The following is a 13,636-nucleotide window of genomic DNA, read 5'->3' as shown; positions in this document are numbered from 1 at the left end:
GGTTCCGTGTCGCGGACACTTGAATCGCTCTACCTTTCGCCGGGCGCACCATCAGCGAGGGACGCGCCTCGCCCCGTTCGACGCCCCCGCCGGCGACGAACCTGCCCCCACCGACACGTTTGAAGCCCCGGCGTCGGAACGCCAACTCATGACCGACGACGACGACCCCGAACGGGTCGAGATGCACCTCACCGACCGCCGCGAACGACTCGACGAGTACCTCGACCGGGAGGGACTCGACGCCGTCTGGTTCGCGCGACCGAACTCCTTCTCGTGGCTCACGGGCGGCAGCAACGTCGTGGACCGCTACGCCGACGTCGGCGTCGCCGCCGCCGGGTACGACCGGGACGAGGGGTGGCGCGTCGTCACCGACAACATCGAGGCCGGCCGCCTCCGAGACGAGGAACTCCCCGCCGCGTTCGACGTCGAGTCCGCGGCGTGGTACGAATCGTCGCTCTCGGAGGCCGTCGCCGAACGTACGGAGGGTCGCGCCGCGGCGGACTTCGACGTGCCCGGGTTCGACGCCCTCGACGCGACGGAACTGAGACAACCCCTCTCCAAGACCGACGCGGAACGCTACCGCGAACTCGGCCGGGACGTGGCGACGGCGATAGAACGGGTCGCCCGCGAGATAGAACCCGGCGACACCGAACACGAGGTCGCCGCGGCTCTCCGAATCGCGCTCGCCACCCGGAACGCCAACGCGCCCGTCGTCCTCGTCGGCGGGTCGGAGCGGGCGCAGTCGTACCGCCACTACACGCCGACGCTCGCGGAACTCGGCGACTACGCCCTCCTGTCGGTGACGGCGGAACGCGGCGGCCTCTACGCCAGCACCACCCGAACCGTGGCGTTCGACCCGCCCTCGTGGTTGGAAGACCGCCACGAGAAGGCGATGCAAGTCGAGACGACGGCGCTCGGCGCGACGCGGGAGGCGGCCCGGGAGGGCGGGACGGCCGCGGACGTCTTCGACGCCATCGTCGCCGCCTACGAGGACGCGGGCGAACCCGACGAGTGGCGGAACCACCACCAAGGCGGCGCGGCGGGGTACGCCGGCCGCGAGTGGTTCGTCTCCCCGAACGAGAACCGGTCGGTCCGCGCGCCGATGGCGTACGCCTACAACCCGACCGTACGGGGCGCGAAGTCCGAGGACACGGTCCTCGTCACCGAGGATAGCGCGGAAGTGCTGACGAAGACGGACGAGTGGCCGACGCGGACCGTCGAGTCGGCGGACGGCGAGTTCTCCATCGAACGCCACGAACTCCTCGCCCCCGAGGAGTAACTCGGTTTCGAGTCCTTTTTCGTCGTCTGTCGAAGCGAGTTTTCGACAGTACGGTACATTTTTGACGCCTCCCGCGGTGGCCCTAATGCATGGGACTCGACGACGACGCGCGGGAGTATCACCGCGAAGACCCGCCCGGGAAGATAGAGATTTCGACGACTAAGCCGACGAACACCCAACGCGACCTGAGTCTCGCGTACTCGCCGGGCGTCGCCGCGCCGTGCCGCGACATCGACGAGGACCTCGAGAAGGCGTACGAGTACACCGCGAAGGGCAACCTCGTCGGCGTCGTCTCCAACGGGTCCGCGGTGCTCGGACTCGGCGACATCGGCGCGCAGGCGTCGAAGCCCGTCATGGAGGGCAAGGGCGTCCTCTTCAAGCGGTTCGCCGACATCGACGTCTTCGACATCGAACTCGACCTGAACGAGGTGGGCGAGTTCGTCGACGCCACCGCGGCGATGGAACCCACCTTCGGCGGCATCAACTTGGAGGACATCAAGGCCCCCGAGTGCTTCGAGATAGAGGAGCAACTCCGCGAACGGGTGTCGATTCCGGTGTTCCACGACGACCAACACGGGACGGCCATCATCTCCGGGGCGGCACTCATCAACGCCGCGGACATCGTGGACAAGGACATCGAGGACCTCTCTATCGTCTTCTCGGGGGCGGGCGCGTCCGCCATCGCCAGCGCGCGGTTCTACGTCTCCCTCGGCGCGCGAAAGGAGAACATCGTGATGTGCGACTCCGACGGCGTCATCACGACCGACCGCGACGACGTGAACGAGTACAAGCGGGAGTTCGCCAACGACGTCGAGGCGGACACCCTCGCGGAGGCGATGGAGGGCGCGGACGTGTTCGTCGGTCTCTCCGTCGGCGGCATCGTCTCCCAAGAGATGGTGCGGTCGATGGCGGAGGACCCGATAATCTTCGCGATGGCGAACCCGGACCCCGAAATCGGCTACGAGGAGGCCAAAGAGGCCAGAGACGACACGGTGATCATGGCCACCGGTCGCTCGGACTACCCCAACCAAGTGAACAACGTCCTCGGATTCCCATTCATCTTCCGCGGCGCACTCGACGCGCGCGCGACTGAGATAAACGAGGAGATGAAGCGCGCGGCCGCCCACGCACTCGCCGACTTGGCGAAACAGGACGTGCCCGACGCCGTCGTGAAGGCGTACGGCGACCAACCGCTTCAGTTCGGCCCCGACTACGTCATCCCGAAACCGCTGGACCCCCGAGTCCTGTTCAAAGTCGCGCCCGCCGTCGCGCGGGCGGCGATAAATAGCGGGTCCGCGCGGACCGACCTCGATATGCAGGCGTACGAGGAACGACTGGAGGCGCGCCTCGGGAAGTCCCGCGAGATGATGCGCGTCGTCCTCAACAAGGCGAAGTCCGACCCCAAGCGCGTCGCCCTCGCGGAGGGCACCGACGAGAAGATGGTCCGCGCGGCGTACCAGATGCAGGACCAAGGCATCGCGGAACCCGTCCTCGTCGGCGACGAGGAGAGCATCACCGCCATCGCCGCGGACCTCGGTCTCGATTTCGACCCCGAGGTGGTGGACCCGAAGAACGGCGACTGGGACCACTACGCCGACCGCCTGTACGAACTCCGGCGGCGCAAGGGTCTGACGAAGAACGAGGCCAACGAGTGGATTCACAACGACACCAACTACTTCGCCAGCGTGATGGTCGAGGAGGGCGACGCCGACGCGATGCTCACCGGCCTCACCCACCACTACCCCTCGGCGCTTCGCCCGCCGTTGCAGGTCATCGGCACCGCGCCGGAGGCGAACTACGCCGCCGGGGTGTACCTGCTGACGTTCAAGAACCGCGTCATCTTCTGCGCCGACACGACGGTGAACCTCGACCCCGACGCGGAGACGTTGGCCGAGGTGACGAAGCACACCGCCGACCTCGCGCGCAGGTTCAACGTCGAACCCCGCGCGGCGATGCTGTCGTACTCGAACTTCGGCAGCGTCACCAACGAGGGGACGCGCAAACCCCGCGACGCGGTGAAACTCATGCACGACGACCCCGAGGTGGACTTCCAGGTGGACGGCGAGATGCAGGCCGACACCGCCGTCGTCGAGGACATCCTCGAAGGCACCTACGAGTTCTCCCAACTCGACGACCCGGCGAACGTCCTCGTGTTCCCGAACCTCGAAGCGGGCAACATCGGCTACAAACTCCTCCAACGACTCGGCGGCGCGGAGGCCATCGGCCCGATGCTCGTCGGCATGGACAAGCCGGTTCACGTCCTCCAACGCGGCGACGAGGTGAAGGACATCGTCAACCTCGGCGCGGTGGCCGTGGTGGACGCGCAGAACGAGTAGAGAGTAATCGGCCGCGAGACGAGCGAAGCGAGTCCTCACGGCCCTTTTTGTCGCCAGAACGCGGAGCGTTCTGGCTGGACAGCCAGAAATATTCGATTTCTGGCGATGGCGTCAGACGGCCCCCCGTCTGACTGCTAACCGGAAAGCGTCGCTTTCCGGTGATGGTCCGGATTTTCACGGGAAGTGGTGCGCGAAGCGCACCCGACGAAGTAAAAAGGTGGTTAGGCGAACCGTTCGACGCCCCAGAGCAGTATCCCGCCGATGACGAGGACGACTCCGGCCATGGACGTCACCGGTTCCGGGAAGACGAACAGGATGGCGCCGAGGAGGATGAGCAACGCGGCCGTTCCCATGCCTCCGCCCCCGGCGTCCCCGGCGGCGGCACCGCCGCGGGAGAGACTGGTCATCCTCGGCCGTCCCTCTTGGTCCGTGGCGTACGTCTCCTCGCTCGGCATCGAGTCGGGCCGCGTGTGCGCGTCGTCCGACCGGTCGTCCGACGTGCGACCTCTATCGAAGCTCATGCGCGTCACTAGCGGCGAGACGCGGGTAACGCTTGGGGCGGCACTTGCGCGGTCCGAGACGGCGACGGCGTCCCGCCCCGCGCAGGCGGCTTACGGGTCGCGCGGAGCGCACCCGACGAGGGGAGGAGAGAGGCGGGGGATTACGAGAACTGTTCCACGGCCCAGAGGATTATCCCGCCGGTGATGAGAAGCGCTCCGGCGACGGAGCTAACGGGTTCGGGGAAGAGGAACAGAACCGCGCCTATGAGGATGAGCGTCCCCGCGATTCCGATGCCCGCGGCCTCGGTTTCGTCGACGCCTTCGTCCTCGCTGGACCGGTCGGCCATCGTCATTTGTCCCTCGTCGTTTCTGACGTACGTCCCCTCGATCGTCGTCGAGTCGGGCACGTTATGGAAGTCATCCGACGGACTATCGTCCTCGGGGGTTCGGCCGCCATCGTAGCTCATGTACGGACATGACGGCGATATACGGGAAACAGTTGGGGCAGTTCGAGAATCTCATAATATTATTGTCACGTAGTGTCCTTATCACGCCGGACGAGCTAGGGCGGCCATGGCGAAGATTGCCTACGAAGACCCGGACGACCCGGACGGCAGAGCCGAGGTGAACGTGGACGCCGATCAGATATCCGAATCGGGGAAGGTACGCGGCGTCCGTCTCAGACTCGACGACGGCCGCTACCTGCACATCCCCTCGACTCGCGTCTACTGGATAGAGATGCGAGAGGAGGAGGGGAAGGTGGACTACTCCTCGACGTAGCGACCGACCGTCTTCGAGTCGGCGAACTCCAACCACGCGACGCCGACGCCGAGTCCCGCGAAGAGGGGCGCGGCGTAGAGGACGAACGTGTTGGGCGTCGGCGGCGCGTGCGTCGCCGAGAAGAGGACGAACGGAACCGCCGCGAACGCCCGGTGGCGGGCGGTGGTGAGACGCGGGAGCAGACCCGCCCGAACCGCTCCGACGAGGAGGGCGGGGAACGCCACCGCGACGCCGAGAGCGACGGGGAAGAACAGGCCGAGTTCCGTCACCCAGTACGGCCCCACGGCGGCGTCGATGTCGACGAGGCTGTCGGCGAACAGTTCGAACATCGCCGGGAGGACGAGCGCTCTGCCGGCGGCGGTGCCAGCGGCGAACCCGGCGGCGGCGATACCCAGCGGCGTCCGGGCGCGGGAGAAATCGACCTTCTCGTGGCGGACGAGGTGCGGCGCGACGAACAGCGCCGAAGCGACGAGACCGGCGAGGAGGCCGATTTCGACGGCGAGGCGGTTGTACTCGACCTGTTCAGAGAGCGGCGACACCTCGACCGGTCCGAACGCCGACGGGAGAAGCGTCTGGAGGTCGAACCCGGTCACGACGAACACCGCCGTGACGGCGATGGTCGTGAGGGCGAAGACGGCGACGAGTCTCTGCGCGCGTGCGTGGACGACGGCACCGAGAGTCGTGCGCCACGAGACGGTTCCCGAGGGCGCGCGAGTGGCTTCAGACGGCACGAGAACGGACTAGAGAAGGCCCATTGTCAATCTTCTCTTTCGCCGTCAGTCGCTCGCGTGGCTCTCGAAGCGCGACGGCGGGGGGAACTGCGGGTCGTCGGCCTCGGCCGTCTCGCCCGACAGGGGTTCGGGGAGGACGCACCGGTCGGCCTTGTAGTTCACGTGCGCGTACTCGCCGGGCGCGTTGGCGAGGGGGTGGGCCGGGTTCTCCCGCCCGTCGATGCGGGCCGCGCGGAGTTCGCCGAACCCGGCGATGCGGGCGCGGATCCCGCGCCAGTGGTTCTCGCTCCCGCGGGGCACCGACCGCGGGCGACCCACCTTCCACTCGGGGTCGGCGGCGGCGAGCACCTCCGTGTTCACGTTGGCGGCGAGGTCGTCGTGGTCCACGAGGACGCCGACGCGGGCGTCCGGCGGCGCTCTCGCCGCGAGGACGTCGAGTCCGAGGTGGAGCGCTCGGTACTCTGCGACGTTGTTGTCGGGGGCCGCATCGGACGATGCGATGCGGGCCACCCTCGTTCCGTCGCGCGCCTCAATGACGACCCCGAGGCCGCCGCCGTCCGGGCGATACGACCCGTCGGTGGCGACGTAGAAGTGACGGTGATGTGTGCGCGGCGGGTGCGCGATGTGGGGGGTCGGAGAGTCGTCGAACAGGTCGCGGAGTGTTGACCGGCCGTGAACGGCCATACCCGCAGTAGCCGGTCAGGAGACTTAAGCCTACCCCGGATTTGCCCCCACCTAACGAAGCGTATACGCCGAAACCGCTCGATAGCGTACGTATCTCTACTGTGGTACGTAATGTCATGGCGAGCGGAGAACGGTGAGCGGTGCGTACCGAGCAACCGAGCGACCAAGCGACCGAGCGACCGGGCGGGTGCGTGGGTCGAAGCGAAACTTTCAGGCTCCGAGACGACGCAGCATCGATGTGACACGGTACAGAAACGCCGTCCTGTTCTTCCTCCTCGCGGCGGCGTGGGGCGCGGCGTTCATGGCCATCAAGGCGGGGTTGAAGTACATCCCGCCGGTCCTGTTCGCGGCGATTCGCTACGACGTCGCGGGCGTCCTGATGCTCGCGTACGCCGCCTACGCGACGGACCACCCGCTACCGCGGGGGCGCGACGAGTGGACCGTCGTCGCCGTCGGTTCGACGCTGCTCATCGCGGGGTACCACGCGCTTCTGTTCGTCGGGGAACTCGACCCCGCGGTGACGAGTGCGTCCGCCGCCGTCATCGTCAGCCTGAGCCCCCTGCTGACGACGGGGTTCGCGCGGGCGTTCCTCCCGGACGAACGCCTGACGCTCCTCGGCGTCGTCGGCATGGTGCTGGGACTCGTCGGCGTCGTCGTCCTCGCGAACCCCGACCCGGACAACCTATTCGCGGGCGGGGCGGTGGCCAAGATGCTCATCTTCGCCGCCGCGACCTGTTTCGCCCTCGGGTCGGTCCTCACGCGCCGCATCGACTCGGCGATGCCCATCGAGACGATGGAGGCGTGGTCGATGATAGGCGGCGCGCTCCTCATGCACGCCGTGAGCGCCGGCCTCGGCGAGTCGATGGGCGACGTAATCTGGTCGTGGCAGGCGCTGGCGGCCCTCGGCTACCTCTCTATCGTGGCCAGCGCGCTCGGGTTCCTCGTCTACTTCGACCTGCTGGACCGCCTCGGCCCCATCGAGATAAACCTCGTCTCCTACGTCGCGCCCGTGTTCGCGGCGCTCGCAGGGTGGGCGTTCCTCGGCGAACTGCCGACGGTCAACACGCTCGTCGGGTTCGTCGTCATCTTCAGCGGGTTCGCGCTGTTGAAGCGCGACGCCGTCCGCGCGGAACTGCCGCGCCTCCGCCGCCGTCTCCGCGGGTCGTCCAGAACGCGGGAGTAACCGTCGCCTCGTCCGCGGTCCGCCTCAGTTCTCGGTCGCCTCGGCGCGCGCCGCCTCGGCCACCTCGCCGACCATCGACCACTCGCTCTCGTCGGGCCCCTTCCGGCCGAGGAGGACCGACTCGTTGTCTTCGGTCGTTATCAGTCGGTACTCGGCACCGTCGTCGTCTTGGCGTTCGCCCTCGGCCTGAAACTCCAACTGGAAGAACTCCGTGCTGTGCATGCGGTAGACCGCCGACGTGCCGTCGTCGAGCGTCAGGCGGACGGGGTTCGGCGAGACGTTGTGGATTCGCTTCGCGACCGGGTTGAGGTCGGCCATACCACGGCGGAGGCGGCGACGACCGAAAAGTCACACGTCGACGTCTTCGGTGCCGAACGCGCCCTCGTCGGTCTCGGGGTCGTACTCCTCGACGGCCGCGAGGACGATATTCAGAAGCGCCTCGGGACTCCACCGGGCCGTGTTGAGCCTCAGGTCGTAGAACGACTGGTCGGTGACGTCGATGCCGTAGTACGACTCGTAGCGCCCCGCCTCGCTCACCTCGCGTACGCGCATCTCGGCTTCCATCTCCTCGCGGTCCCGGGTCCGGTCCACGCGGACTTCCTCCGGCGCGTCGAGCCAGATTCGGAGGTCGGCGCGGTTGCCCGCGAGCCACCCCGCGAGGCGGGATTCGAGGATGAACGCCTTGTTCGCCGCGCCCCACTTCTCGGCTATCGTCCGGAGGCGGCGGTCCAAGGCGCGGTCTATCTCGTCGGACTCGTCCGTCTTCGCGATGAGCTGCGAGAGGCTCATGTCGCGCTCCTCGGCCAGCGTCCGGAAGATGTCGCCGCCCGAGACGAACCCGCAGTCGAGCGCCGTCGAGAGCCCCTCGCACAGCGTCGTCGCGCCGCACCCCGGCGGACCGGAGACGGTGATGAAGAGGTTGCTATCGACCCGGCGGTCCGTCAGGGCGTCTGCCTCGGACATGATGTTCGACCCTCTCCCGGGGGGACCAAAAATCCGGGTGAACGGGCGGGGTTCGGGCGAGTTACTCGAAGACGGTGACGACGTCGTCCGACACGGTCCGGCGGGCCGACGACCCCCGCCCGTCGCCGCCTCGTCCGCCCGCGGCGGCCAACGCGAGGACGAGTTTCACCCGGGCCTTCGCCGTCGAGAGGTCGCCCGCGTAGGCGACGCCGTATTCGCGGAGCGTCACGCCCCCGCCGCCGGTTCCGTACACGGCCTCGGTCGGCCCGGCGTGGCACCGCGTCGAGACGACGACCGGAACCGACTCGAGTGCGTCGCGGATGGCGTCTCCGAGTCCGCTCGTGGCGTTTCCGAGTCCCGTCCCCTCGACGACGACGCCGTCGGCCCCCGCTTCGACCGCCCGGGTGAGCCATCGGCCGTCGACGCCGGTTCCGGAGTGGATCACGGGCACCTCGACGGCGTCCGCCTCGGGGAGGGCGTCCCGCGGGAGGGACGTGTCGGACGCGGTCGAACGGGGGTCGCGGTGGACGCGGACGGTCCGCCTCGTGAACGACGCGACGGGGCCCTTTCCGGGCGACCGGAAGGTGTTGAGGGCGTTCGTGTGCGTCTTCACCGCGTCGCGCGCCGCCAGGAGTTCGCCGTCGAAGGCCACGTACACGCCGCCGTCGAACCGGTCGTCCGCCGCCGCCCGCACCGCGGTCAGGAGATTCGAGGGCGCGTCCGAACCCGGTTCGTCGAACCGGCGCTGAGAGCCCGTGACGACGACCGGAACGTCGAGGTCGGAGACGAGGTCCAACGCGTACGCCGTGTCCGCGAGCGTGTCCGTCCCGTGGGTGACGACGACGCCGTCGGCTTCCTCGGACGCCGCTTCGACGGCCGCGTCCGCCGCCTTCCCGACGACGCCGAAGTCCATGTCGAACCCCGGTCGGGACCCTACGTCGGTCACGCGGAGGTCGGCGTACGTCGCCACCTCCGGGACGGCCTCCACCAGTTCGGTCCCCGTCTTCGCCGGGGCCGCCCCGCCCTCGCTCGGTTCGCTCGCGATGGTGCCGCCGCAACTGACGACGCGTACCTGTGACATCGTATCGTCTCGCCACTCGCCGTCGGGTCGATTACCTCTTTCGTCATGGGGGCGACGGCGCGTCGCCGTCGGCACCCGCCGCGACAATATCTCGGCGGCAACTGCACAGAACGAAATACTGTCACGATATACCGCTCGTTAATCGTGAAGACACGGCGAGACGATCCTATGAAACGTCTCGGCTCTTCTCGTTGGGTTTAAAAAAGTTAGGTTTTCTTGAATTTAACTAGGGAACGATTGTAAACGTGTCTTAACACTCGGTCGGCTATATGTTCTCGGACCTGCTGTAATCGAGTAGGTGTGTCCCAACGTATGTCGAACTCTTCGGCCCCCGCCCACGACGAACGCGTCGGCGTCCTCGGCAAACTCGTCGAAACGTCGCCAGCTACGCTTCAGACCGGCCTCGAAATACTCTTCGCGCCGATTCGGTTTCTGGCGTTCTGGCTGGCAGTCACGCTCCCGTTTCTGTATCTTCCCCTCTTGATCAGCGGACTGCAGGGCGAACAGGTCACGGTGTTCGGGACGCTTCTCGCGTTGAACGTCGCCGCTCTCGTCGTCGGCCACGGTCACGCGCGCTGAGAATCGCGGCGTTTTAGCCGCCGACGCTCCTTTTGCGACCATGTCTCTCGATACGGTGTCTCTCGGACGGACCGGAACGTCGGTTTCGGAGCTCGCCTTCGGGACGTGGCGCTTCGGCCGCGCGGACGACGAGGGGAACGTCGAAGTCGGACGCGAACGGGCCCACGAACTTCTGGACGCCTACGCCGACGCCGGCGGCAACTTCATCGACACCGCCGACATGTACGGCGAGGGGCGAAGCGAGACGTACATCGGCGAGTGGTTGGCCGAACGCGACAGGGAGGACTTCGTCGTCGCGTCGAAGATTTACTGGCCGACCCGCGAGGACGCGAACGGGAGCGGTCTGAACCGCAAGCACCTCCGCCGCCAGATAGACCGCATCCTCAACCGCCTCGGAACCGACTACGTGGACGTGCTCTACACTCACCGCTGGGACGACGAGACGCCCGTCGAGGAGTTCATGCGCACCCTCGACGAGTTCGTCCGCGACGGGAAGGTGAACTACCTCGGCACCTCGACGCTTGAACCGAACGCGTGGAAGGTGGTGAAGGCGAACGAACTCGCGGACAGGCGGGGCTACGAACCGTTCTCGCTGGCGCAACCGCGGTACAACGCGGTCAACCGGGAGATAGAGGGCAACTATCTGGAGATGTGCGCCGACTACGACATCGGCGTCGTCCCGTGGTCCCCCCTCGCGGGCGGCTTTCTCACGGGCAAGTACACGCGCGGGGAGGAACCGCCCGCGGACTCCCGCGCGGCGACCGACCAGCAGTTCGTCGATTCCTACCTCACCGAGGAGAACTTCGACGCCTTAGACGCCGTCGAAGCCGTCGCCGCGGAGGTCGATGCGACGCCCGGACAGGTCAGCCTCGCGTGGTTGCTGCACCACGAACAGGTGACCGCGCCCATCGTCGGCGCGCGGACGACCGACCAGTTGGCTGAGAACCTCGCGGCGGCGGACATCTCGCTGACGGCCGACCAGTTCGACCGACTCGCCACCGCGAAGCGCAACGGCTGAGCGTCCGCCCTTCGGAACCCCTTCTCCGCGTCGCCCGCGCGCGCATCCGGCGCGTCCGCACCGCCGGAACCGTCAGGTGTACCAGTCCGCGCGCCGTACCGGAGTTCATGAGCGAGGACGCAGACGCCGCGACGACGGACGCGCCGGCCGAGTACGCCGACAGACTCCGCGAGAAGCGCGCCGAGAAGGACGAGTTCTTCGGCTCGCACCCGCAGTCGCCCATCCCGCCGGAGTTGCGCGACGAGTTCGACGGACTCGACTACTTCGACCCGGACCCGGCGTACCGCGTCTCCGCGACGGCCCGCGTCCACGACGACCCCGAACCGGTGCCGATGGAGACGACGGCCGGAAACGAGGTTCGGTACCTCCGCGTCGTCACGTTCGAGTTCTCCCTCCGCGGCGAGAGCCTCGAACTCCACGGGTACCGACAGGAGACGAGCGAGGACGAGACGCTGTTCGTCCCCTTCCGCGACAAGACGACTGGACAGCAGACGTACGAGAACGGTCGGTACATCGAACTACATCCCGAGGGCGAACTGACGGACGGCCAGGCGGTCGTCGTGGACTTCAACGTCGCTTACAACCCGTTCTGCGCGTTCAGCGAGACGTTCGCCTGTCCGCTTCCGCCGGAGGAGAACTGGCTCGACGTGGCGGTGGAGGCGGGCGAGCGAACGTGGTCGCCCGACGCCTGACGACGCCGAAAAGCGCAACACCCATATTCGACGCGTCTCACGTCACGGGTATGGGACTGTTCAGCAGCAAGAAGAGCATCGTCGGGCTCGTCCTGATGGTCGTCGGAGTCCTCGGGTTCCTCCCCGGCATACTCTCGGGGACGCCGCCCGTGGCGACGTACGTCCTCGTGTTGGCCACGGCGCTTCTCACCCTCGGAACGTACCTCGTCGGAACGTCCGGAAGCGGCCGACCGGTCTGAATCGCCGATTCGCTTTTCCTGCGCGGTTTCTCGGTAGAAGTTCCGTCGAGAGCAGTCGCTACGCGGTTTTGCGGTCGAAGAAATGGTTGGTTAGCGGGTTAGTTGTCCGGTGCCGTCCACTTGGACAGCGTCGCGGAAGTTTCCTCATTCTCGGAGGTCCAGACGACGCGGAACTCTTGACCGTCGAGGTCTCCGTTTTTGACCAGAGTGACGGATGTCCCTGCGGACACTTTACTTCCTGCTCCCATATCGGCAAACGATTTTGACGATACGGCAGCGTCAGTGGATGCAGATCCGTCATCCAATTGGTGTTTGAATGTGGCAGAGGACGTAACGTTAAGTTGCGAACTCGTAATCGAGTCACCTGTCTCGTGGGTGACCGTCACGTTGTCCCAACCTCCCGTCGTATCATCCTTGAAGTCGAATCCGAAGGAGACCTGCGGACTCGTCTGCGAGACGCTCCCACCGAGGTTCAGGACGAACGTACCGATAACGGCGGCAAGGATGACCGTGATGGCCACCATCAGAATGACGCCGATGACCGGCGAGACTGCGTTGTCGTCAGTGAGTAGTTGCTTCAGTTTCATGGCGCTGTGCTCTTGCTCAGAGTTGCGGAGGACTCTCCGTTTTCGTTCGTCCACACGACGCGAACAGTCGAGCCGGAGGAAATCGTCTCACTTCCTTCGTAACCCGTAGCAGAGGAATTAATCGCAGTTCCTGCACTAACTTGCCCGGAGAACGTAGTGCTACTGAGGCTGTTGTCCGAAGCAACTACGTCTAATGATGCCGAGTCAGCGTCGATGCTGTCGCCGGTTTCGTGCGTCACGACGACACCGTAAGTGGACGCGTCGGCATCCTTGTCGTGGTAATCAAATCCGAACGACGCCTGCGGACTCGTCTCCGAGATGCTTCCGCCGAGGTTCAGCACGAATGTGCCGATCACTGCTGCGAGGATGACCGTGATAGCCACCATCAGGATTACCCCGATGACGGGGCTGACGGCCGAGTCGTCCGTGAATAGCTGTTTGAGCTTCATATTTGGGTTGTCGGACGACACCCCAAGGCGACAGCGGACGGTCGTTCCTTCCCCCGGGAGTCGACTTCGACCCCCGTCCCACCCCCTGTCGTGGTGTGTCCAATCGCTCCCTCACACTACTCTGATATAAAGTTAAAGGAGAAATTAACCAAACCGTGATATAGTTGATTACTCATTAATACTCCGTTTAAGTAGGGTTTATCACCCCTATGTCGTCGGATTTCGCCGAGCAAGCGTCAAACGCCTCTTCTGTATGGGAACAGACAGCACGGGCGATGGACCATCGGACGCGCCCGCGCAGTGCACAACACGGGGGATACTATTCTGCGTTCGATTTTCCATCTAATCCCTTCGAATACGTGTAATTCGCCTCAGACGAACGTTCACTACTTTTGATCATTGGTATATCGTTAGCACACAAAGTATTTACCATACACACGAGTGGAGTTCTGATGTACCCCTGCCCATGGTGACATCTGCGAGTAACTCCGTCCGAGTCCGATGATCCGGGCGTCGTGTGGGAAATCAGGTCGGA

Annotated in this window: 17 protein-coding genes; 8 read left to right on the top strand and 9 right to left on the bottom strand. The window is 66.0% G+C overall.

The annotated features are described in order from the left end of the window. The first annotated feature begins 148 nt into the window (after positions 1-148). Both ACFQEV_RS05895 and ACFQEV_RS05890 read left to right on the top strand, forming a co-directional pair. Positions 149-1,279, top strand: coding sequence for a M24 family metallopeptidase (locus tag ACFQEV_RS05895; protein WP_379693572.1), 1,131 nt, complete (start codon positions 149-151; stop codon positions 1,277-1,279). An 89-nt stretch (positions 1,280-1,368) separates the two neighbouring features. After that, a complete protein-coding gene (locus ACFQEV_RS05890) occupies positions 1,369-3,615 on the top strand; it encodes an NADP-dependent malic enzyme (protein ID WP_379693570.1) in 2,247 nt (748 codons plus the stop codon). Between the two features lie 221 nt (positions 3,616-3,836). Here the strand turns inward: ACFQEV_RS05890 and ACFQEV_RS05885 are convergent, their stop codons facing one another. Both ACFQEV_RS05885 and ACFQEV_RS05880 read right to left on the bottom strand, forming a co-directional pair. After that, entirely contained in the window at positions 3,837-4,136 is a 300-nt protein-coding gene (locus ACFQEV_RS05885) for a hypothetical protein (RefSeq protein WP_379693568.1), read from the bottom strand. A gap of 140 nt (positions 4,137-4,276) precedes the next feature. Beyond that, positions 4,277-4,582, bottom strand: coding sequence for a hypothetical protein (locus ACFQEV_RS05880; protein ID WP_379693565.1), 306 nt, complete (start codon positions 4,580-4,582; stop codon positions 4,277-4,279). Positions 4,583-4,688: 106 nt separating this feature from the next. Here ACFQEV_RS05880 and ACFQEV_RS05875 point away from each other — a divergent pair, with 106 nt between their 5' ends. Continuing rightward, positions 4,689-4,895 (top strand): hypothetical protein, encoded by a 207-nt coding sequence (locus tag ACFQEV_RS05875; RefSeq protein ID WP_379693562.1) that lies wholly within the window; start codon positions 4,689-4,691, stop codon positions 4,893-4,895. Here ACFQEV_RS05875 and ACFQEV_RS05870 read toward each other — a convergent pair. Beyond that, complete coding sequence (locus ACFQEV_RS05870; RefSeq protein WP_379693559.1) at positions 4,880-5,626, bottom strand: twin-arginine translocase subunit TatC; 747 nt, start codon at positions 5,624-5,626, stop codon at positions 4,880-4,882. The genes ACFQEV_RS05875 and ACFQEV_RS05870 overlap by 16 nt on opposite strands. Before the next feature lie 45 nt (positions 5,627-5,671). Next, the gene (locus ACFQEV_RS05865) at positions 5,672-6,310 is read right to left on the bottom strand and encodes a ribonuclease H (RefSeq protein ID WP_379693557.1); all 639 of its coding nucleotides are present in this window, start codon (positions 6,308-6,310) and stop codon (positions 5,672-5,674) included. Between the two features lie 238 nt (positions 6,311-6,548). Here ACFQEV_RS05865 and ACFQEV_RS05860 point away from each other — a divergent pair, with 238 nt between their 5' ends. After that, positions 6,549-7,493: a DMT family transporter gene (locus ACFQEV_RS05860; protein ID WP_379693554.1), complete on the top strand. Its 945-nt coding sequence runs from the start codon at positions 6,549-6,551 to the stop codon at positions 7,491-7,493. Between the two features lie 24 nt (positions 7,494-7,517). Here ACFQEV_RS05860 and ACFQEV_RS05855 read toward each other — a convergent pair whose 3' ends face one another. From ACFQEV_RS05855 to ACFQEV_RS05845, 3 genes are all read right to left on the bottom strand, one after another. Next, a complete protein-coding gene (locus ACFQEV_RS05855) occupies positions 7,518-7,811 on the bottom strand; it encodes a transcriptional regulator (RefSeq protein ID WP_379693552.1) in 294 nt (97 codons plus the stop codon). A gap of 30 nt (positions 7,812-7,841) precedes the next feature. Further along, complete coding sequence (gene cmk / locus ACFQEV_RS05850; protein ID WP_379693550.1) at positions 7,842-8,456, bottom strand: (d)CMP kinase; 615 nt, start codon at positions 8,454-8,456, stop codon at positions 7,842-7,844. A 61-nt stretch (positions 8,457-8,517) separates the two neighbouring features. Next, on the bottom strand, positions 8,518-9,537 hold the full coding sequence (locus ACFQEV_RS05845) for an asparaginase (RefSeq protein WP_379693547.1): 1,020 nt from the start codon (positions 9,535-9,537) through the stop codon (positions 8,518-8,520). A 312-nt stretch (positions 9,538-9,849) separates the two neighbouring features. Here ACFQEV_RS05845 and ACFQEV_RS05840 point away from each other — a divergent pair, with 312 nt between their 5' ends. The 4 genes from ACFQEV_RS05840 to ACFQEV_RS05825 all read left to right on the top strand — a co-directional run bounded on the left by ACFQEV_RS05840 (position 9,850) and on the right by ACFQEV_RS05825 (position 12,065). Further along, on the top strand, positions 9,850-10,116 hold the full coding sequence (locus tag ACFQEV_RS05840) for a DUF8028 family protein (RefSeq protein WP_379693545.1): 267 nt from the start codon (positions 9,850-9,852) through the stop codon (positions 10,114-10,116). 40 nt (positions 10,117-10,156) lie between these two features. Next, positions 10,157-11,134, top strand: a complete 978-nt coding sequence (locus ACFQEV_RS05835; protein ID WP_379693543.1) for an aldo/keto reductase — start codon at positions 10,157-10,159, stop codon at positions 11,132-11,134. Positions 11,135-11,241: 107 nt separating this feature from the next. After that, on the top strand, positions 11,242-11,826 hold the full coding sequence (locus tag ACFQEV_RS05830; RefSeq protein WP_379693541.1) for a DUF1684 domain-containing protein: 585 nt from the start codon (positions 11,242-11,244) through the stop codon (positions 11,824-11,826). A gap of 50 nt (positions 11,827-11,876) precedes the next feature. Then, a complete protein-coding gene (locus ACFQEV_RS05825) occupies positions 11,877-12,065 on the top strand; it encodes a DUF8178 family membrane protein (protein ID WP_379693539.1) in 189 nt (62 codons plus the stop codon). Between the two features lie 98 nt (positions 12,066-12,163). Here ACFQEV_RS05825 and ACFQEV_RS05820 read toward each other — a convergent pair whose 3' ends face one another. Then, entirely contained in the window at positions 12,164-12,652 is a 489-nt protein-coding gene (locus ACFQEV_RS05820; RefSeq protein ID WP_379694551.1) for a type IV pilin domain-containing protein, read from the bottom strand. Next, on the bottom strand, positions 12,649-13,101 hold the full coding sequence (locus ACFQEV_RS05815) for a type IV pilin domain-containing protein (protein ID WP_379693537.1): 453 nt from the start codon (positions 13,099-13,101) through the stop codon (positions 12,649-12,651). The genes ACFQEV_RS05820 and ACFQEV_RS05815 overlap by 4 nt, the downstream gene beginning before the upstream one ends. Positions 13,102-13,636 lie beyond the last annotated feature (535 nt).

It is taken from the genome of Halopelagius fulvigenes (assembly GCF_042662625.1).
In the GTDB taxonomy this organism is placed as follows: domain Archaea; phylum Halobacteriota; class Halobacteria; order Halobacteriales; family Haloferacaceae; genus Halopelagius; species Halopelagius fulvigenes.
Note: the sequence above shows the minus strand (reverse complement) of the source record. Positions and strands in the feature narration are given on the sequence as shown.